The sequence below is a fragment of the Dictyobacter sp. Z7_2 genome (genome assembly GCF_057551105.1).
Genome location: NZ_BAAJPE010000002.1, coordinates 1,375,013 through 1,396,532 on the forward strand (window position 1 = coordinate 1,375,013; position 21,520 = coordinate 1,396,532).

The 21,520-nt window shown below is 47.8% G+C and carries 18 protein-coding genes and 1 tRNA gene; 6 read left to right on the plus strand and 13 right to left on the minus strand.

The window, feature by feature from the left end; all coding sequences use genetic code 11:
* Window positions 1-55 precede the first annotated feature (55 nt).
* From AC27N8_RS19100 to AC27N8_RS19110, 3 genes are all read right to left on the minus strand, one after another.
* On the minus strand, window positions 56-541 hold the full coding sequence (locus tag AC27N8_RS19100; protein ID WP_487068985.1) for a hypothetical protein: 486 nt from the start codon (window positions 539-541) through the stop codon (window positions 56-58).
* Window positions 542-819: 278 nt separating this feature from the next.
* Window positions 820-893 (minus strand) — tRNA-Gln (locus AC27N8_RS19105).
* Between the two features lie 543 nt (window positions 894-1,436).
* On the minus strand, window positions 1,437-2,291 hold the full coding sequence (locus AC27N8_RS19110) for an LLM class flavin-dependent oxidoreductase (protein WP_487068986.1): 855 nt from the start codon (window positions 2,289-2,291) through the stop codon (window positions 1,437-1,439).
* A gap of 370 nt (window positions 2,292-2,661) precedes the next feature.
* On the opposite strand from AC27N8_RS19110, the gene AC27N8_RS19115 reads away from it, so the two are divergent.
* Entirely contained in the window at window positions 2,662-3,828 is a 1,167-nt protein-coding gene (locus AC27N8_RS19115; protein ID WP_487068987.1) for a glycosyltransferase, read from the plus strand.
* A gap of 115 nt (window positions 3,829-3,943) precedes the next feature.
* Here the strand turns inward: AC27N8_RS19115 and AC27N8_RS19120 are convergent, their stop codons facing one another.
* The 4 genes from AC27N8_RS19120 to AC27N8_RS19135 all read right to left on the minus strand — a co-directional run bounded on the left by AC27N8_RS19120 (window position 3,944) and on the right by AC27N8_RS19135 (window position 9,248).
* Window positions 3,944-7,201, minus strand: a complete 3,258-nt coding sequence (locus tag AC27N8_RS19120; protein ID WP_487068988.1) for an ABC transporter permease — start codon at window positions 7,199-7,201, stop codon at window positions 3,944-3,946.
* A complete protein-coding gene (locus tag AC27N8_RS19125; protein ID WP_487068989.1) occupies window positions 7,198-7,812 on the minus strand; it encodes an SGNH/GDSL hydrolase family protein in 615 nt (204 codons plus the stop codon). Before AC27N8_RS19125 ends, AC27N8_RS19120 begins: the two co-directional genes overlap by 4 nt.
* A gap of 302 nt (window positions 7,813-8,114) precedes the next feature.
* Window positions 8,115-8,363, minus strand: a complete 249-nt coding sequence (secG, locus tag AC27N8_RS19130; protein WP_487068990.1) for a preprotein translocase subunit SecG — start codon at window positions 8,361-8,363, stop codon at window positions 8,115-8,117.
* Between the two features lie 129 nt (window positions 8,364-8,492).
* Entirely contained in the window at window positions 8,493-9,248 is a 756-nt protein-coding gene (locus AC27N8_RS19135) for a glycosyltransferase family 2 protein (protein ID WP_487068991.1), read from the minus strand.
* A gap of 392 nt (window positions 9,249-9,640) precedes the next feature.
* Here AC27N8_RS19135 and AC27N8_RS19140 point away from each other — a divergent pair, with 392 nt between their 5' ends.
* The 3 genes from AC27N8_RS19140 to AC27N8_RS19150 all read left to right on the plus strand — a co-directional run bounded on the left by AC27N8_RS19140 (window position 9,641) and on the right by AC27N8_RS19150 (window position 13,350).
* Entirely contained in the window at window positions 9,641-10,291 is a 651-nt protein-coding gene (locus AC27N8_RS19140; protein WP_487068992.1) for an MBL fold metallo-hydrolase, read from the plus strand.
* A gap of 71 nt (window positions 10,292-10,362) precedes the next feature.
* The gene (pyrG, locus tag AC27N8_RS19145) at window positions 10,363-12,039 is read left to right on the plus strand and encodes a CTP synthase (protein ID WP_487068993.1); all 1,677 of its coding nucleotides are present in this window, start codon (window positions 10,363-10,365) and stop codon (window positions 12,037-12,039) included.
* A gap of 3 nt (window positions 12,040-12,042) precedes the next feature.
* Entirely contained in the window at window positions 12,043-13,350 is a 1,308-nt protein-coding gene (locus tag AC27N8_RS19150; RefSeq protein WP_487068995.1) for a magnesium transporter, read from the plus strand.
* Between the two features lie 25 nt (window positions 13,351-13,375).
* On the opposite strand, the gene AC27N8_RS19155 is transcribed toward AC27N8_RS19150, so the two are convergent.
* The 4 genes from AC27N8_RS19155 to AC27N8_RS19170 form a co-directional block, all read right to left on the minus strand.
* On the minus strand, window positions 13,376-14,230 hold the full coding sequence (locus AC27N8_RS19155; RefSeq protein ID WP_487068996.1) for a GNAT family N-acetyltransferase: 855 nt from the start codon (window positions 14,228-14,230) through the stop codon (window positions 13,376-13,378).
* 32 nt (window positions 14,231-14,262) lie between these two features.
* Window positions 14,263-14,988, minus strand: coding sequence for a hypothetical protein (locus AC27N8_RS19160; RefSeq protein WP_487068997.1), 726 nt, complete (start codon window positions 14,986-14,988; stop codon window positions 14,263-14,265).
* Window positions 14,989-15,170: 182 nt separating this feature from the next.
* Window positions 15,171-15,683, minus strand: a complete 513-nt coding sequence (gene greA, locus AC27N8_RS19165; RefSeq protein ID WP_487068998.1) for a transcription elongation factor GreA — start codon at window positions 15,681-15,683, stop codon at window positions 15,171-15,173.
* A 694-nt stretch (window positions 15,684-16,377) separates the two neighbouring features.
* Window positions 16,378-16,908, minus strand: coding sequence for a DUF5679 domain-containing protein (locus AC27N8_RS19170; protein ID WP_487068999.1), 531 nt, complete (start codon window positions 16,906-16,908; stop codon window positions 16,378-16,380).
* 298 nt (window positions 16,909-17,206) lie between these two features.
* Between AC27N8_RS19170 and plsY the strand changes: the two genes are divergently transcribed.
* Window positions 17,207-17,887, plus strand: coding sequence for a glycerol-3-phosphate 1-O-acyltransferase PlsY (gene plsY, locus AC27N8_RS19175; protein ID WP_487069000.1), 681 nt, complete (start codon window positions 17,207-17,209; stop codon window positions 17,885-17,887).
* Window positions 17,888-17,943: 56 nt separating this feature from the next.
* Here the strand turns inward: plsY and pgsA are convergent, their stop codons facing one another.
* Window positions 17,944-18,564, minus strand: coding sequence for a CDP-diacylglycerol--glycerol-3-phosphate 3-phosphatidyltransferase (gene pgsA, locus AC27N8_RS19180; RefSeq protein WP_487069001.1), 621 nt, complete (start codon window positions 18,562-18,564; stop codon window positions 17,944-17,946).
* 128 nt (window positions 18,565-18,692) lie between these two features.
* Window positions 18,693-19,706, minus strand: coding sequence for a TRM11 family SAM-dependent methyltransferase (locus AC27N8_RS19185; protein WP_487069002.1), 1,014 nt, complete (start codon window positions 19,704-19,706; stop codon window positions 18,693-18,695).
* A gap of 170 nt (window positions 19,707-19,876) precedes the next feature.
* Here AC27N8_RS19185 and AC27N8_RS19190 point away from each other — a divergent pair, with 170 nt between their 5' ends.
* Entirely contained in the window at window positions 19,877-21,433 is a 1,557-nt protein-coding gene (locus AC27N8_RS19190; protein ID WP_487069003.1) for an NAD(P)H-hydrate dehydratase, read from the plus strand.
* The last annotated feature ends 87 nt before the right edge of the window (window positions 21,434-21,520 follow it).

Consider the following 21,520-nt stretch of genomic DNA (forward strand, 5'->3'; position numbering starts at 1 on the left):
TGGACAATCAAGCGTGTCATTGGAATGTATCAAAAAGAGCAGATGCTCTCCTGCTTTACATAGGAGGCATCTGTTGAGGATATTCTGCCTTTGGCTGCTCATATTCTTCCTGTAGAGGCTCAGCAGGTATGTGATAAGGCCCCTCAGGAGTGGCATCTGCCTCTGCTGATGGTTGATACTGATAGCCTTGCTGATAAGGCTCGTAGTACGGCGTTTGTGAGGCCTCTGATCCAGGCGTTGGCTGATAATACGGTGTTTGTGAAGCAGTCTGCTCCTGCGATGGTTGAGACGGCTGATAATATGGTTGTTGATAAGGCTGCTGGTTATATCTTTGCTGATTTCCCATCCACGATGGCGAATTATTCGAACGCGCAACCATATAGATAATAAGCGCAACAAAACCACCCACCATAAAGAGCCACCACAGGTGATTAGGTGCTGCCCAAAAGAAGACAAAGAATAACCACCAAGGGAAACCGAGAAAACCTCTTCCTCTACGTGGATTTCCAGGTTGGTTTGGCTGACCATTAAACCGATACATTTGCTCAGCCTCCTCGCGTACATGCGATAAGTATATTTCTATGTATACTTACACCGATTATTACTAATCGTTATAAAATACTTCCAGCTAAGATTAACACTTAACAAAACCAGTGTCAAGTTAAACAAGGCTGCAAGACATTGATGAGTTTAAAAGTACCAGCATCAATCTTACTCCTCATAATAAATCCAGACGTAAAAAGTTCTTCTCTATCAAATGGAAAAAGGCATAAAAAAACCACCTGATAAGGTGGATTTCTTGAGGCCCGATTTTCTGTTTGGCTGGAGTGCAGGGATTCGAACCCCGATTACCTGATCCAAAGTCAGAGGTCCTACCGTTGGACGACACTCCAATAAACTTTCCGTCCTTATAATAGCTCTTTCTTTGCTAGTTGTCAATACACTTTCTCAGCAATTTAGCATCAGAGCGGTACGACATCTGGCTGACATAAAAAAGGGAGAGAATGAGAGCGCGGACTCCCTTCTCCCCATCACCTCTTGTAAAAGGAGATGATACCATTGAGCGAGCTAAGCCTCATGGCAGACACATCGGTATAGTGCCGATGGAATTTTCCTTGCCTTCATTTATATCACAAGTCACTTCACAAGAATATACTTTTACGAACAATCGCATAATTCTTTATTTTTTTTTAATATAGTAGATTATTCAACAAAAATAGATCCATGCAATTGAATAAAAGCGAGCAAAAAGAGGAAGAACGTATTTAATATCCCTCGGATCATACCATTACGTATATACCAACAAAAGTAGCGTCGGACGCTTGCGTACGATGTTCCACTCGACGTACGAAACACCCGATCGTGGCGCGCAGCCCTGGGAGCGATATCATACGAGTTACTGAAACATCGTACGCAAGCGTCCGATGCTACTTTGATTAGGCTCTCCCAAGTGGTCCCCGACGGATATATGGGCGCAATTCCTGAAGTGTCCAGCGTTCCCAACTAATATTTTCAATCCACCAGTTCACAGAAGCCTCCTCATAGGAAGCCACAAGAGCCGCATCATAGCCACTATCTTTCCCCTCAAGTATTCCCCACTGTACCCGTGCATAAGGATGACTCAGCTGCTCCTCAGTTTGTTGTGAACGCACATACTGAAAACACTCATAAGCCTGTTCTGGTGTCATCTGCTGAGTCATACTTAGTCCTTTTCCAATCGGACAGACCCCATCCCATTGAGCGGCACGTTGCATCGGCTTTTTATTCGGCCACACGCCTCCGATCCAGATTGGAATACGAGGCTGCTGTAGAGGTTGTGGCAGATGGCGAACATGTTCAATCTGATAATATTGACCCTCATACGAAATACGTTCGCCACTCCAGAGCAATGAAAGAACCTCCAGTGCCTCATCCGTCATGGCTCCATATGTCTTAGGATCAGCCGCCTCATGATAGTTGATATATTCAATGCCACCACCGCTCCCAATCCCCAAAATCATACGCCCATTTGAGAGATGATCTAACGTAACAACTTCGCGCGCCAGTTTCCAGGGACGTCGACGTGTAATCGGGGTTACCATAGTCCCTAATTTCACGCGCTGTGTTCTCATAGCGATGGCGGCTAAGATTATCCAGGGATCGCTTACTTCATCGCCCCATTTATCTCCAATATGATCCCAGACAAAAATGCCATCCCATCCAGCCTCTTCGGCCTCATGAGCCACTTCAGCAGCCAGACGGACATCAGCAAAATCGCCATGACAATTAGGTAGAGCAAGGCCAAACTTCATACTTTATCTCCTTGATACAACTTGACCTCTATTATACGACGTGCGCACAAAATTAGAGAAAGGTCACGCTGAAGAGCCATTCGTCTCAACTTTTATGTAACTATATTTTACCCAATAACTTTATTAATAGTATTGAAATTTCTTAGTCTATGTATATGCATCCGCTAATACAAGAGATCACTTAAGCCAATGTACATCATGCCACAAGTACAAAGTTCAAGAAATGTATCGCAGTCAATTAAACTTCCATAGATATTTATGGATCACCAGAACTGCGTTATCACGATGTGGCAGCGCTATTTCATCCCAAAACCACGCAGGAAATAAAAAGTGTTCGAGTCAGCCCCCCGACGATGAAATGAGGAAAAGCATGAAGATTGCGCAAATAGCACCACCCTGGATTACTATCCCATCACAGAACTATGGAGATACAGAACATATTATTTATTCCCTGGTCGAGGAGCTCGTCGATCAGGGACACGATGTCACATTATTTGCGCCCGCAGATGCACGTACATCCGCCAAACAGATCTCATTTATCCCCAGGTCGCTCATCAAGGAAGGAGTGCCCTGGCAAGCTGGCCTCAAAGCATACTATCATTTACACAAATCCTTTGAGTACGTCAACGAGCATAATTTCGATATTGTCCATACCCATCTCTCGTCCAGCAACGACATGTATATTTTTCCACTGGCCGCCACGCTGACAACACCACATCTCACAACGCTCCACAGCCACTTTCCTTTTGATCGTACAAGCGATAACTGGATTGGAGATGCTGATCATTATTTTATGGAATGGGCTCAGCACATGTCACTGGTAACCATCAGTGAAAGTGCACATAGACAAACATCGTACAAATCAAACATCGTAGGGACCATCTACAATGGACTGCGGCTACAAGACTACCTACCAACCAGTTGTACAACTGGCGACTACTGCGTTTGGATGGGACACTTTACACATGAAAAAGGTGCTCACTTAGCCATCGAAGCAGCTAGAAAGGCGCAGGTACCTCTCATTCTCATAGGGACCAAAGAACAATACAATCAAGAAGCAATGAATTACTTTCGTCACCTCATTGAGCCTCATATTGATGGGCAGCACATTCGTTATGTGAGCCCTCATGCTCCACAGATGAAAATCAATCTCTTGCATCAAGCGAAAGCACTGCTTTACACGGCAGAGGCGGAAGAATCCTTTGGGATCGCGATGATCGAAGCAATGGCCACAGGATGTCCGGTAATTTCGCTGGCTCATGGATCGGCTCCCGAAATTATTCATCATGGCCATACCGGTTTTCTTGCCAAAAACGTAGCTGAAATACCTACCTACATGGCACGTCTATCCGAAATCGATCGTCAAATTGTGCGTGACCATGTTGAACGCTTCTTCTCTGCCAGAGTTATGTCAGAAAATTATCTTGAGCTCTATACGGATGTCATTACGAATGCCGTTTATGGACCACAAACGGCCAGTCACATCCATACACGGCCATTGGGAGAGATAAGTGCTCATGGAATGATTTCAGCATAGTGAGTAGTCATCTCTAGTCACAAAGCATCACAGCGCAGAGTTATCATCTGCGCTGCTTTAACTATGTCGGTCATTCCCATACAATACAACCTATATTTTTGAGCACGAGAGGATCTCATGTATAGCGCAATGCTTCCGCTGGAGCAACACGCCCTGCTTGCCATGCCGGTAAAAGGGCTCCTAAAAATGATGCCAGTAGCGACACAATGATGATGATCGTTAGTTGCTGATAAGGAATACTAAAAGCCAATCCAGTCTGATACTGCTCAAAAAAATTGGCTGCAAAAATATTGCGAGCCAGTATCAATCCCAGGACGATACCCAGCACACTTCCTGCAGATCCAATCAGAAACGATTCCAGTAAAAATGCGCCCTGAATCAAGGCTCGAGGACTCCCCATCGCTCGCATCATACCTATCTGCTGTCTCCGCTCGATGACAGCGCGTGTACCGGTTAAAGCCAGAGCAGCAACTCCCAACAGAAGGGTCAGACCCACAACTCCCAGCAATACATCGCTGAGCAGGATACGGGGACCGCCTACCTGCAAGATAATGTCAGACAGAACGGTTGTTTCAAGCCCATCATCGAGATAAGCTGATCCCAGTTGCAGGGATAAAGTACGTGCATCTTGTCCGGGCGCCACTTTGAAGTAATAGCTCTTGTTCTGAGGATTTTGTGAGCTACCAGGTATCAGTCCAGCAGTCTTCTCATCATAAGCAGCATTTGAAACATACAGACCGTAATGGGAGGCATCACTATTATCAACGATACCAATCACAGTTACCTTCGTCGCAGTTCTCCCCTGCAAGCCAATCACCCAGAGAGGCACCGCTGAAAAAGTTTGCGCACTTTGCGTAAAACCACTCATTTTAAAAGCATTCTCTGCATCGATACCTGGAGGATGACTGGAGGCATCGGAGCGATGAGCAGTAGGATCATACACGCCTAAAGTATCAGTATCTTTTGCTAAAGCATTGCTATCAATGAGCACATAGTCGGGATTCTTGCGTATCGCCTGCCAGACAGAGGCATCACTGCTAAAACCCTGCGCACGAGCGGTCAGATGCGTGCCATAGCCATTCAAAAAGCCTCCGCTGACGATCTGGGCCGGATAGATCGACCAGCGCGGCGAGGGTGCAGATGGCTGGATGATACCCACTGCGGTTGTCTCACTTGTCCCTATCTGAGAGAAGTTGCTCGGATTAACACCGTGCTTGACCAGTGAGCTCTGTAAATCTGGTATGGCTTTGAAGTAAGCGGTTGCTTTCAAATCATATCCACCGGTCTGCGACGCAACATTGACATACGAACTTTGCGTGGCATTTGTAATAATCGCCATCACAGTCATTGCAAAGACGACCAGACTAAACATCACAACGCTCAGACCAGTACGAAAACGTCTCTGCAATGGATACGCCAATGCCAGCCGCGTCAGTACATAAACTCCGGGTAGTCGAGAGGTGAAGGCCAGCAAGGGAGCCATGAGTAAACGAGCATTCGTGATACATGCCCAGACAGTCCCCAGGACCATCATCAAGCCAGCGACAAAAAATACTTCAATGCCACCTTGAAAACGAGGTAATCCCAATGAAGCCAGAACGTCAAACGGTAAAGCCCAATACGCCGCAAGAGCTATCCCAACGACGGCAGCAATAATACCATCGATTGCCCCTGACCAGCCATGAAAGTCGGCCACCCATTGCCGTCCATAGCGGATCTGCATCAGCAGCTTCACGCACTGCAAAGCTATCGTTTTTAGCAACAGCACCGCCCCGAAAACGAACAGAGAAAGTCCTGTTGAGAAGGGGATGATCTCCAGCGCGCTGAGACCCACATGTACAAGCAGCAAACCCGCACACAGCGGCACAACGCCAGACGAGATTGCAGTGACGAGAAAATGGATCAAGGCTTCTGGAAGATGCTCAAAAAGAATGCGACGTGCACGCCGCCAATTATGCACATCTGGCCTCAAACACACCAACAGTTGCCCAATTAATTGCACAAACCGCATCCACTGCTCAGACAACGAAAGGCGTGTTGTCGTAGGCTCAGGCAGATCGCGAATAGCCTCAATCACGGTCATACGGCTCACCAGCCAGGCAGAAACCGCGATGGAGCCAAAAGTAAAGATTACTCCCAGACAATAGGCCACAATTAAGCTATGAGGTTGAAAAGTAAACTTGAGAGGGAATTTAAATTGTGCCAGCACAGGTTGCAGCAGATAAATCAGGACAAATCCCAGACCAAAACCAGCCAACAAGCCAACCATCGATGCCAGCAAATCATACACAACACCTTCAAAGAGATACATCATGATCAGATGCCCACGTTGTACCCCGACAGCACGTGCAATGCCCATCTCAGCACGTCGCTCCGCAGCCAGCAACACAAAGATCAGAAAGATCAGCAAGAGCCCAATTGCCAGAGCAAACAAAGCAAATAGAGAAAAAATACGTGAGAAAATCTCCTGAGCCAGTTGAGATGCCTGAATACCCTGCTCTTTTACCTGGATTACATGTACTTCTGGTGGCAGCCAGTGCGATAATTGATCCGCGACCTGTGTTGATAAACCAACCCCACTTACACCCCCACCTCCGCGATTAGCGACTAAGATTTGATTGATCAAACCCTTACTATTTTCAATCGTTTGGAAAGTGCTTAAGTTACTGACGATTGTAGGTTGATCACCAATAATATTTGTATTACTCACAAGCGCCACAACTTGCATTGTATAGCGTCGTCCCGGCCAGCGCGATGAATAAATATATAAGCGATCGCCAGGATGAGCATTCAATAATGTCGCACTTGTTTGATTGAGATATACTTGATTATCTTTCAAGGACGACACCAGACGATGCTGTTTGGTGGTCACATCAGATAGTCCACCAAATCCCTGCTCACTGCCCGGCAGAACAGCCAGAGCCCCTACATTGGAGCGCACCTGACGCGATGTCTGATCCGCAACCAGTAGATTCGTTTCGTTCAGAGCAGCCGCCACAGCCGCAATATTCGAAGCGTTCCTCGCCCGTCGCTGCACACGATTATAAATACCCTGAGGATAGGTTCCCAGCGGACCATGACCCCCCTGGATCAATTCATCAATATTGCCCAGATTATAAACCGCCACGCTCTGTACAGCCGAGGTCAAAACATCGCCCGTTGCCAATACGCTGGAAAGGAGGGTGGTAGAAAGCATCAAAGCAAAGACAATCAAAGCCATCTGAGTGCGTCGCCTGGAAGCATTACGCACCCCGATTTTAAAGAAGATCACATTAAAGAGAGCCAATAACAAAACGCTCCCCATCACGACGCCTGTCACAATGAGAAGAATCGGCATTAATGTATCGATTGAAAGGCCAAAAAATTGTGTCATGACTTCTGCTTCTGATAGGTTTGATAGAAAATCGCGGCCACCTGCTCATATCCCAGGGCATTGGGATGAAAGCCATCATCACTTATGTATTCTGGATGATCAGCCAGAGTCTGCTCCTGCTGATACAGATCTACAAGCACCGCATGATTCTCTTCCACGGCTGTAGAAATAGCGGCATTATAACTAACAATCGTAGCTTTTAGCTCCTCAACATTGCTCTGTTGAAAACGCGGTAGCACGGTTAAATCTGGTATATTTGCGACCAGAATTTTCGCATGAGGGTTCGCAGCAGAGAGGCGTTGCAACAAATTTGCCAGATCACGCTCATAAGTAGTCAGAGGAACCTTATCAATCAGATCATTCGTAGCCAGCCAGACAGTTATCAGATCAGGATGAGCATCAAGAGCAACAGGTAGTTCCAGATTTAAGGCATCGGGAACATCAATACCAGGGATGCCAAGATTAATCAACCGCGCCCCAGGACCCAATTTATTTACAAGATCGGCAGGCCAGCATTGCGTCTTTGGATCATCTGCGCCAGTCCCAAAAGTGTCGGAGGCCCCAATTGCCACATAGGTCAGGCTGGCAGAGGGTGCAGCTTGCAGTTGCAAACTGGTATTTGTAGAGCCCGTGGAGAAAGGAGACGAACAAGACTCCAAAGGGGCAATCAGGAGAAAGATGCATAAAAAGCTCGTGTATACTTTTGTGCGTATCTGCGTTGATATCCACAATGTATACAGCAGCGATATCACACTTCGTGGTTTCGTCAAGTGTACGGGCTGGATTAGAAGGTCTCCTTCTGCTTTTCTCGCTTCTCGTGAAAAAACTACATGCAACATGTGTCAGGCATACCAGGAACAGAGTGTTTCATAGCTCCCTCAGCCAGACACACGCCGTGCATGCATTTTTTTATCTACCAACCGCGAGCAGTTACCATCGCACTTACAACAGAGATCAATGCGAAAAGTACCACAAAGACAATCGTCGCATTGAAGATCAAACGCTCAACGCCACGACGTGTCTTAAACACCGAGCCCGCGCTACTACCGCCAAAGGCGCTGCCAAGACCAGCTCCACGAGCTTGTAACAAAATAAACACGACCACTGCTATGCTCAGAATAATCTGTACGATACGCATAGCGGGAATCCATTGTTGTAGCAAGAGTCTTCCTCTCTTTCGAGCTAACCCATAGTCACCATAAACGAAACATTTTATGGCAGATTATACCATACTCCTCAGTAAACGTCGAGGTGACTGAACGAACACGATACAGAAAATATTGTCTCCTGCTTACTCAGCATGAACCTGCTCAGGAGGAGCAGTGGGCACCATCGACACTGTTTCATCTACTTGAAACGATTTGTTAAAGCGCTGGCGAAGTAACATGGCGAGAGCAGGCCAACCATCTTTCCAGGGAGAGAGTTTTTTCTCTTCACGAGGATAATAGCTGATGGGTACCTCAAAGATAGCATACCCGGCTTTCAAAATGCACGTCGTGATCTCAGGCTCAATCTCAAAACGTTTTCCAGTCATCGGCAGAGCATGAGCGACCGCACCAGGCATCAACTTATAGCAGGTCTCCATGTCATGGATATGACTACCAAAGAGGACATTCGTTATCGTCGTCAAAAAGCGATTGCCCCAACGCGTCGTCCTTTTCTGCCCTTTCAGGTTGCGCACGCCATAGATAGCTACTTTTTTATATCCAGCATTGATCGACTCTTCCCATTTTTTAACAAGAGGGGGGATATCCATAGGATCATATTCCATATCGGCATCCTGGACCGTCACCAGATCGCCGGTAGCCAGACGAAAACCAGTCCTGAGGCCAGCTCCTTTTCCCTGGTTCTGTTCGTGACGAACATAACGATATGTATCAAAAGGGGCTTGCTGACGAGTCTGCTGCAAAATCTCCCAGGTACGATCGGTTGAAGCATCATCCACGACAATCACTTCCAGATCAAGCGGAACCTGAGAAAGCATTTCTAAAATACGAGCCACCGTATTTTCCTCGTTATAGACAGGAACTATCACAGAAACAAGCATAATATATAATCTCTCCTCATAAGCAACGGACGCTTATTATAAATAATAACAATTCAAATGATTCTCATCATTAAAAACTATTCTACTTCGAGTAAACGAATGAATATAAATGATAGCAACTAGAGTAGTCACACATAGTATCAATAGACTATCATAAATAGCTAGCACCACGTTAGCGTACCTGTCTTTTCATAAATTGGAGAAATTCACTGCACCTTCTATTATATCTGTGCCGAACTTTTCAAGCCTCATCAACAGATCCCTAAGGCAAACATTCTAGCAAAAACGCCTTTCAGGTCTCTTGTAGAACGTGTGCCCATATGATACAATACAATTCGGGCGAGGACATTTTGGGTCCCCGCCCGAACTTATGTGAGAGAGCATGAACAGTTATGGAAATTACCTGGCTTGGCCACTCCTGTTTTCAGTTACGTGGCAAAAACGTCATTTTGATTACCGATCCCGTCACGCCTCAGCAAGAAGCTTCAGAAGAAGTCTCACGGCTGAGCAAGACCAACGCCACCATTGTTACTATCAGTCATGATCATCCAGGCCATAACTACGTACAAGGTGTGGGTGGGAAGCCACGAGTAGTACGTGGACCGGGTGAATATGAAATTAGCGATGTGCTAATCACTGGTGTGAGCTCCTTTCATGACGATGAGCATGGGCAAAAACAAGGACGCAACACCATTTATATTATACATATGGATGACCTGGTCATCTGTCATTTAGGTGATCTTGGCCATGTGTTACAAGAGCAACAATTAGAAGAAGTCGCCGATGCCGACGTCTTATTACTTCCTATCGGCGGTGGCAATTCGATCAGCGCAACACAAGCAGCAGAAATTATCAGTCAAGTCGAGCCCCGTGTGGTGATTCCGATGCATTATCATCCCGAGCAAGCCGAGGGACGATCCGCACAGTTGGATAAATTTTGCCGCGAAATGGGTGTTGAAGCAGTTGAACCACAACCTAAATTTATCATCACCAAAAATTCATTGCCAGCCACGATGCAGGTTGTGTTACTCACACCACGGTGAAAGTCGTGAAAAAAGTATCACTTTTTCAATTGCTCAAGGCAAGGCTCCGGGTATAAGGAGAAAGCGAAGCTATGTCAAAATTTATCTTTGTCACAGGTGGTGTGGCATCATCGGTTGGAAAAGGTATTAGTGTAGCCTCCCTGGGGCGTCTCCTCAAAAATCGCGGAGTCTCCGTTTCGCTTATGAAGTTGGATCCCTACATCAACGTGGATCCTGGTACTATGTCTCCTTATCAGCACGGTGAAGTTTTTGTCACAGACGACGGTGCGGAAACGGACCTCGATCTTGGTCATTACGAACGCTTTACTGACGAACCATCCTATCAGGCCAATAATGTGACCACAGGACAGGTTTATGCTTCGGTGATTGGGAAAGAGCGACGCGGAGAATATCTCGGCGGGACGATTCAGGTGATCCCCCACATTACAAATGAAATTAAAAGCCGTATCCATGCGGTGGCCCGCCATACGGACGCCGATGTGGTAATTGTTGAGGTTGGTGGGACGGTCGGAGATATCGAGGGTGAGCCTTTTCTAGAGGCGATCCGTCAAATGAGAAAAGATGTCGGACGACGCGATGTCCTCTACATTCACGTCACACTTCTCCCCTACCTCGGTGCCGCCAAAGAACTAAAAACCAAACCCACCCAGCACAGTGTCAAAGAGCTCCTCCGCGTTGGTATTCAACCCGATGTGATTTTATGTCGCTCGGACCATTTTGTGCCTGACGAGTTACGCGAAAAAATTGCCCTCTTCTGCAATATCGAGGAAAAGGCCGTCATTGGCATGCAAAATGCTGATACGATCTATGAAGTTCCTCTTCTCTTAGAGGAGACTGGCCTGGGCGAATACCTGGTACAGGAACTCAATTTGCCTCATCATGAGCCACAGATGCAAGAGTGGAAAGAGCTTGTCGCACGCATTAAGCATCCGCGCCCTGAACTCACCATTGGGCTGGTCGGCAAATATGTGGAATTACACGACGCCTATCTCTCTGTTGCTGAGTCTCTCGACCACGCGGGTTGGTATCACGACGTTGACATCCATATCAAATGGATTAACTCCGAGGCTCTCGAACAGATGGGCGATAATTATGAGGAAGCCCTCGAAGGTGTGGCAGGAATTGTCGTGCCTGGTGGCTTTGGACATCGTGGTATCGAAGGCAAGATCAAAGCCGCCAACTTTGCGCGTCGCAACAACATCCCTTATCTTGGCCTCTGCCTGGGCATGCAAGTCGCGGTCATCGAGTTCGCACGCAACGTGCTTGGACTCACCGATGCCAATAGCTCGGAATTTGATCCACAAAATGCTAATCCTGTCATTGACCTCATGCACACGCAACGGACCATCTCAGATAAAGGTGGCACCATGCGTTTAGGAAACTGGGTCTGCTGCCTGACAGCGGGCACCAAAGCCTATCAAGCCTATGGAGAGCCGATTGTCTTTGAACGTCATCGCCATCGCTACGAGTTCAACAATGACTATCGGAAGAGAATGGAGAAACATGGCATGATCGTCAGTGGTCGTTCGGCGGATAATAGTCTGGTTGAGGTGGTTGAAATTAAAGATCATCCCTGGTTTGTCGCCTCACAGTTTCATCCAGAATTCAAAAGCCGCCCCACGCATCCACATCCACTCTTCCGCGATTTTGTAGGTGCAAGCGTCCAATTAAAGGCGCAGCAAGATCAAGATAGCGCGTTTGCTTTAGAGCCTCGCCAAGTTTTGCCCGCTTCGCGGGTCGAGATGTAACACATGCTATATTTGAGTCAAATTCTCGGCGCATCCATCATAGATCAGCAGGACATGCGCGTCGGCAGAATCATCGATGTGCTTGCGCTCACAACGCAGGTAGGTCAGCCAGATCCAGCCTACCCCAGCGCGTTGCTGGTGGAAGTTGAAGATGATCAGTTGACACGTATCCCGACCGCTGCTCTTGAGCATCAAGATAACAGTTGGAGTTTACGTTCTCCTATCGAGCAATTTGCCACTCAACCCGAACCCGTCAACGAAGACGAGGTTCGACTGGCTCAAGAAGTACTTGATAAACAGATCATTGATCTGGTGCACAAAAAAGCGGTACGAGTCAATGATCTCTGTTTTACTAACGACTGGCAGATCCTCGGTATCGACAAAAGCTCACTGGGACTGGTCAGACGCCTGGCCCCATTCTGGTTAGCCAATGCCATCAACCAGCCCACAGCCACCAATCATACCCTGATTCCCTGGAAAGATGTCGAGTTAATTCACTCGTCGCCGCACAGAGAAGAGCATACCCAACCCACGGTGAGCAATCAGGAGCCCAAACAGCCACGCACGCTAAGCGGGCATCTTGGAGATCTTCATCCAGCGGACATCGCCTCCATCGTACATCAAGTCACCGTCGACCAGGGCACCAGGATTATCGAACGCCTTGATAACGAAACTGCCGCCGATACGATGGAAGAGATCGACACCGAACGGCAAGCACAGATTTTGGAGAATCTCTCGCCTGAGCGGGCAGCCTCCATTTTGCACGAGATGGGACCCGACGAGATAGCCGATCTGTTAGCCCAACTCCCCGAAGATCGCAAACAAGAGTTGCTGCGCCAGTTGAATCCCGACGATTCTGAAGATGTCCAGGACCTGCTCGAATATGAGGACGATACAGCCGGTGGCTTGATGACGACAGATTACATTGTGCTTAATCAGACGCGAACGGTTCAGGAAGCCTTAGAGGCTGTACGTTTGGAGATCAGCAATAACGACGTGCGCATTGCTTATATCTACTGCGTCGAAGACGAAACGCAAGAAGACCATCGCCCCCTGGGAGTCGTTTCCATCTGGGATATACTGATCGCACAACCGACTCAGATCATCCAGGAGATTATGGAAAGCGATATCATCAAGGTGCAACCCGATACCGATCCACGAGCCGTCGCAGAGACGCTGGCAAAATATAACCTGCTTGCCGTTCCTGTTATCAATGAGGATGGCATCATGGAAGGTGTTGTAACTGTCGATGATGCGTTGGATGTCTTACTGCCAACCGATCGTAGTCGCAAGACCAGGCGCATGTACTAGTCACCGCTACATGCGCTTCAGGTCCTTACCCCAACGCAAAACTTGTCTGCCCATATATCTTTGAGCGCTCTCGCAAATGGATGGGAGTACCACGTCGCATGTGGCGCAACGTGCGTTGCAGACAAAAGCCATATCGCTTCAGCAACCCGGCCGCCAGTAGATTCGCGTATGGAGCAAATACAATTGGAGTTGTAAGCCTTGAAGACGCCAGAGCCGTGGTTAATAGAGCTTCCGCATCTTCAGCTCGCGTTGCTACCCAGGGACCGATTATCTGCCCTCGGACAAAAAGATATCCTGTGATCTTGCCAGTTTTATCGCACGTGACCGATACCGCGTCAGGATACTCCTGCAAGAGTACCGAGAAAACAGATGAACGATCTGCTCCAAAATAGCAAGCATCAAAAGCGACTAAATCCGCCATCTGATCACGCGCTAAAGGCCGCACATCACCAGCATGAGGCAATATACAGTGCTGCGCAACATAGGCACCCTGAACCCAATGCCCCACCAGATCCTCTTCAACAAATGCAAAATGCTGATAGAGAGCCGCACCAGACTCGCTCGCATCGAGCAGAATGGCGGGACATTGCTCCTGCTCTAAATGCAGGAGCAAATGAGTCAATAAAGCTCGACCGATACCTTGACGCTGCGCGGTTGGCAATACCGACATTGAACCGATATAGGCAAACGGCCCATAATTTGTAGCGCCAACCAGTCCTACAGGCTCATCATCTAACACCGCGAGTACCCAGCCACGTGCCTGAATCAACAAACATTGGCGCAGGGACTCAACACGACTACTGGTAGTTTGATAAGCGGCACGCATAATCTTATCGGCAACGTCCAAATCGTCCATAGTCAGATTACGAATGATAAGCATACATTTGTATTCGATCCCCGCTGCCTGTCATATTATGAAACGTCAGGCGAGTTAGAGAAAACTGTTGCTTCAAAGGCAGCCAGAACTTGCGTAATATCCTGGCAGACCTCCGTCATAATAGCGGGAAGCCACTCCTCGGGATGAGGATCATCCGACAACACTATCTGTTCGGTATCACCATCATCGGACCGTATCAACAAGCTTTTCTCTGGGGCAGGTTCATCTTCATGCAATCCCCTCATACCTAAAGGATGCCAGATAGGAATCTCAACACGCTGCTGCAACGTCAACGTCTCTGGGTAGAGGCGATTATCACGCAACACCATATTGACTCCAGGACGCGTCTCACTCGTTCTGCGACTATATTCACTTGCTTGCAATTTCAACATTTGTGACAGTGACAATAGCAGTTCATTGGAAGGAGATGTTCCATTCAGAGAAAGAGAATACGTAAGATCTAAGAGTAGTGGTGGAACCGAACTGGTATGCAAGTGAGCACAATCCTGCTCGACATCATGAAAAAACTCGCAGGTGCCAGCAGGTCCATCGAGCGAGAGGGCCGTATCAAGCACTCCCCAGGAGAAGGAAAGCTGACAAGAGCTCAATCCATCCTCATCATCGCAGGAACCAGTATGACATGTACAGGTAAACTCGCGCTCCAGCGAACGCGTATTCAGCCAGAACTCAGGATGGGTAACCAGACCAAGCTCACGAGCTGCTTTAATGAATAATCCAGCCATGTCTTCAAATATTACCAATGACCAACTCCTTATTGCCTTAATGACAGGTTCCGTCGAGACCAACCCAGATCCAAAGACAATCTTACATCTATCTTACTAGTGGAAATGGTTGGTGTCAATGAAAGGCATCCTTACCCTCATTGTGCCAAAAAAACAGGGCATCCATGCTGTGGGATGCCCTGCAACGTCTGGTTCTGAGGTTACAGCATTGGGCTTATAGAGAGGATGTGATAAGTGGTCACACCGCCAGGAGTTGAAACGCTGACTTCGTCGCCCTCATGATGTCCCATCAGCGCTTTGCCAACAGGCGCCTGGTCAGAAATCAAGCCTGATTTTGGATCGGCTTCGAAAGTCTCTACAATCTTAAATAGACGCTTGGTGCCTCGATCGGTCTCGACTTCTACCTGCATACCAATACGCACCTCACCATCTGCATGAGCATGCATATCAGGGGTCATGACTTCCGACACCGCTAGCCTATGTTCGAGCTCTATAATCTCGCCCTCCAACATGGCCTGGTCATTTTTGGCTTCTTCATAGGCGCTGCTCTCGCTAATATCGCCCGCTTCCTTGGCTTCGTGAATATAATCGGCGACTTCTCTACGTTTCACGTTGCGCAGATAATCTAACCGATCCTTCATTTTCGCAAAGCCTTCTGGCGTTAAGCGATAAATTTTGCGATCAGATGCATCACTCTGTCCACCAATACTCATAGTAAATTTCCTCCTGGTAGTGAGGCTCTCGACCCCTACGGGTCCATTCCCGATCTCTGCCTCTGATTAGCATACTATTACAAACAAGACTCATCTCTCTTTGTCTATCGACCTGCCTGTGCTTTTCTCACCACACCTACCTTTTCCTCGTCACGTTTCTGACAGAGAAAAACCGCTTCCAGATTTCGTTTGTCATTAACAAGTTTTTTTACAAAAAGAGGATGATATATTCGACAGCAAATAGAACGTTTACATGCTTAGCTATTCGTTGCTGTCGCTTTACTGTTAATCGAGGCGACATAATTCCACGCCTCGATCCAACCCGAAACGCGGATGCTTCACACACATGAGGGAGATTATACGTTGAGAACTACAGAACGTCAAGTGATTTGCTCCGCTTTTTCGTTATTATCTCACAAACTTGTATCCGCATAGCTTCCAGATACTCTATCAACCCACATTCACCCACCCTGATTTTTCTACTACCCACTACACGCATTATCTCATAGTAGAGACTCAGTCTCACCTCGACAAACCTACAAATCGCATCTTATCAACATCATCAACAACGCTCTATGTCCACCGACATTCATCTATAAACACCGCCATTATCAGATTGACACTATTTACATATCGATCATGAGTATACGTATACGCTCAAATCGTTACGTCAAAGCAGCTGGCGCACCGCATATCACCGGCTGACAAAGCGGAAAAGGCGCGTACCACACACGGGACAGATTCCTTCGAGCGCATTGCGTCCATTCTTTGTCACAATCTTGCTGACATTCTGCATATCGCGCTTCTGCTTACACTTCATACAGTAAGCTTCGCCTGTCAACTGATCTACCGCCACTTCTGAGGTATTCTCTGCTGTTACGGCAACTTCCTGGTTGGATGCTTCCATGGATGTCTCTGACGCTTCAGAAAGTTCCTGCTCAGACACTTCTACTGGTCCGCTAACGTCCATCTGTGTCAACGCTTCTACGGATGTCTCAGCCGCTTCAGAAGCTTTCTGTGCTGCCACGATAATGCCTATATCTTCGTCTATCACACCTGATGAGGGGGTGGAGGGCACAGCCATCACCTCTTGCTTAAGAGATAACGCCTGTCTGTATGAGCGCAGAGTTTTGAGAATATATCCCAACAGCATAAATAAAATCACGAGCGCTCCAAAAGTTATCAGCTTGGATATAAACCAATAACCTTCTCTCTTTCTATCCATCTGTGACCTCCTGACATATGACTAATCGTGTACGACAGAAGCACCTGCAAAACGAAGGCACTTAGTGAAAAGTATAGACAACCAGGTAGTGAGAGATAATCTTTTTGGTAAATCTGTAGCACGATATAACTATCAGCAATAAAACATCGATGATGTCCAATACTTCCTCTAAGGATATAACCCCGAAAAGGAGCAAATTATTCATTCTCATGTCAGCGTCTTCATGCACTAGCCAATTGATCTGAAGCAGTTTATAATGTGGCAAGCATGGCAAGTACATCACATAAAGGAGACATCGATGTCTAGTATCATCGGATCACTTTTTATCACGGCGCTTGTCGCCTACCTGTGGGGCTCTATACCATCTGGCTATTGGATAGGCCAGTTGCTACGCGGTAAGGATTACGATATTCGTGATCATGGCAGTCAAAAAATTGGTGCGACAAATGTACAACGTACGTTGGGAATTGGTCCTGCGCTAATTGTCCTGGTTATCGATCTCTCGAAAGGTATCGGCCCCGCACTCCTGGCAATCAATGTACCCTTATTTCAAGCTGCTGGCTGGGGAATTCTTGTGGCAGGTCTTGCAGCATTATTGGGGCATTGCTTTCCGATATTTATTGGCTTCAAGGGTGGACGAGGCGTACTTACTGGTGCCGGAGTGATACTTATCTGCTCCCCATTTACATTTTTGATTGCGGCAATTACTACATTTGGAACTATTAGCATTTGGAGATACGTCTCGCTTGGCTCGATCGTCGGGGCTACTACGTCGATTGTGTGTGGCATTCTTTTCTATACGCTTGGGCAAATACAGCCAGGCTTCTTTGCAGCTATCAGCCTGCCAGAAATGCTCTATCTTATCATTGGCCCCGGGCTTGTGATCCTTTTTCATCGTGATAACATCGGGCGCCTCTTAGCCGGAACAGAGCGTAAGTTAGGTCAGAAAGTAGAAGAGCCCGCCACCAGTCCCACATAAAAGCGAGAAGAGCAGTACTCTTCTCGCCCGTATCTGCTTGCTAGACTGCATCATCCTTACTTTGTGCTGCTATCGTCGCTAGCACGTAAGAGAGGCCAGCCACCAATGAGATATTCAACGCCAGAGAAGATAGTCCAGATGGTGGCAAGGATAATCAACCCATCGGCTACCAGCAACAGGATCTCTGCTCCATTAACGGTCTGACTATTAAAGGAAAGCATGGGCGGGAAGAGTGAGAGTTGATGCGCCCCCAGGCCTTTGGCTAAAAGGAGAGCACCTAAGGCAACCAGCGTGATAAAAGTTTTCTGCTTCCCCCACATCCCGGCAGGTATAACTTTGCCCTTCGCCGCAGCGATAGAACGCAAGCCAGACACCATAAACTCACGTGTGACCACGATAAAAACGACCCAGGCAGGTATCAGATTGAGTGGCAGCAGTGCAATCATCACAGCAGACACAAACACCTTATCGGCCGTTAAATCCAGAAACACCCCCAGCGACGAGACGACCTTAAAACGTCGAGCCAGATATCCATCCAGATAATCGGTAACCGACGCGAGAAAAAAGAGCACTGTCGCCACCGCGAATGCCCACTGTTGATTGAGTAAAATTAAAGCAAAAACCGCGACGGTGGCGATCAGACGGCTGATACTCAATATATTTGGGAGATTACGCATACATATCCTTTATTCAGAAAGCGAACGTTATCAGCATGGCAGCTTACACATCTCGCTAGTACTCAGATCATAAACCTCTACTATTATATGCGAAGCCACCCGGCATTACATAAATTATAAGAGAGCAGCTACGCTTTTACAGCTACAATGATATCGCGTCGCTTGATAACACGATCGACCGGGTGAGCATATTGCGTATAGGGAGCCTCATTCCGTACTTGAAGATGTGTGTGTTCTTCAAATAAAGCCACCATCGCCTCTCGTTCAATACGTGTCGCATTCCAGGCCAGCGCTAGAGCTCCACCCGGTACAAGCAACCGTTCCCATACAGGTAATACGTTACTCAGCAATGCAGAGACTTCACCAATATGTTGAATACCATAAGGCAGATCACCAACCACAGCATGCATCCGTGGTCCACCGGCAACCTCGCGCAGATGCAAGGCCGCCTCACGCGTATCCCCATGTACCAGGACAAAATGATGCGCACTGCCCTTACGCCCGACTTCAAATTGATAGCGTCGTCCACTCCGGCGCCCGCGCTCATCGGTCTCTTTAAAGTGAATATGTTCACTCTCTAAATATTGACGTAAAAAAACGGCGGTAGTATCCACATCTTGTCGCGTCAATTCAATGCCAAACGCGTCATAGCCCAAAGCCAGAGCCAGAAAAAGAGTCGTGCCGCCGCCAGCCAACGGATCAAGTATGCGTAATCGCTCATTGAAAGATTGCGCATATTCGCTGGCAAACAGGGCTGTATTCAGCAGGACACGCGTAAACGTTTCGTTTGTTTTTCCCTTGTAGCGCCGAGCTTCGGCCATTTCAAGCGGCACAAAAGGGGTAAAGAGAGGTTCAATGGGACGCAGCAACGGCCCCGCGATATCTCCCAATGCATCAAAATATTCGTACGCCTCACTCACTGCTCCCAGGCGTGGAATCAGTTCACGTAACATGGCAAGGCCCTGATCACCAGTATCCTCAAGCGTCGTCAACAAAAATTCCTGTCCGGCCAGAGTGATCGGCTGTATATCCTGTACCATAGAGCCAAGCGGGCTCGACAAAACTTCTGGCGTTGCCAGCATCGCTGTCATATGTGCGTACTGTGTACTACGTTGTGGTGTAATCTTGAGCGCTATTTTCATATCTTGCAGTATAGCATAGCCCTGAGGCAGTTCCTAGTGTATTGCCACACAACGTGTTAGGTATACGAGTAGAATAATTACTCATTTTTCCTCTTCACTATTCCATGACTAAATTAGTACAATACAGAGAGAAAGATACAAACCGATAAAGTATCCTGGAGGATTGTTCTATGCATATCGTCACCGTTTCTGAAATGAGAGAACTTGAGACACAAGCTGAGCAACGCTATGGCTTAACCTCACCCAAACTCATGCACAATGCTGGTAAAAGTGCGGCTGATCTTTTTACTGACCATCTCCTTCACGCCCGCAGCCTTAAAGGACTAAAAATCCTCTACCTGATTGGTCCTGGCAATAATGGTGGCGATGGTCTGATCATGGCTGATCACCTACAGAAGGCCGGTGCATTGATCAGTCTTTATACGTGGAAAGAGCGCAAACTGACCATCAATGGCGAGACTAGCGCCGAGCAGGATACAGCCACAACGCTTGAGGCACAGATACAAGAGGCCGACTACATTATTGATGCGCTCTTAGGAACTGGACGCTCACGGCCACTGCCAGATGATATGCGCTCCCTGTTAGCACGTGTCAAACAAGAACGCACGCAGCGCCAGGATCTGAGCATCGTGGCCATTGATCTGCCCAGCGGCCTCAATGCTGATACGGGCGAAGTTGATCCTGGGGGTATTGCAGCCGACGCGACCATCACGCTGGCTTGTCCCAAGCAAGGCTTCTTTTTCTTCCCGGGCCGTGACTATATTGGCGAACTCTATATTGGAGATATTGGCCTCCCACCCGAGCTAGAAAGCTCTCTTACAACAGAAATGCTCAGTGGCAAACAAATTTATCCCTTCTTACCGAAACGTCCCTTAAATAGCAACAAAGGCACATTCGGCAAAGTCATGCTATTATGTGGATCGCTTCCCTATCCAGGCTCGGCCTATCTGGCCGGGATCGCTGCTGCACGTGTGGGGGGTGGATTGATTACACTGGCGGTCACCGAAAAAATGCTACCATTTTATGCCAGTTCGTTTCACGAAGCGACGTTTGTTGTTCTGCCCGAGGATGACACGGAGAGTTTTAAACGTTCGCAGGCTCTGACCGATAAGCTGGATGGCTATAAGACAATCCTGATTGGTCCCGGCCTGGGACAATCAGCCAACACGCGTGAGGTCATCCTTCAGGTGTTAGAGTACCTGCGCTCCATGCCCGAGGAGAAACGTCCTCATCTGGTGATCGATGCTGATGGATTAAATAATCTCTCAGCCCTGGAACGCTGGTGGACGCTATTGCCGAAAAATACAGTGATTACACCGCATCCAGGTGAGATGGGTCGTTTAGTGGGAGGGATTAAAGTATCAGGTGGCAACATCGAACGTTTAGAGCTGGCACGCTCAAGTGCACAAAAATGGCGTGTCAATCTGGTCCTCAAAGGCTCATGTACGATTATCACAAACCCGCAAGGGCGTACACGCATCAACTGGTGGGGAAACCCTGCTCTGGCGACCGCAGGAACGGGCGATGTGTTGGCTGGGATGATTTCAGGCTTTCTGGCTCAAGGTTTAAAACCATTTGACGCGGCCAGCGCGGGAGTCTATCTGCATACAGCAGCGGCCGATCTGGTTACAAAAGAGATGCATCTGGGACGGGCAGGCCTGCTGGCTTCAGATCTCTTACCCCACATTCCTCACACCATAGTCGATACTGAATTCGCGACCATTTAAAAGATGAGAAAACGATAGAGGTTACAAACCGCTTGCCGCAAAACACTCGGTGAGTAACCTCTATCTTTCACTACGCTGGCCAGTTAC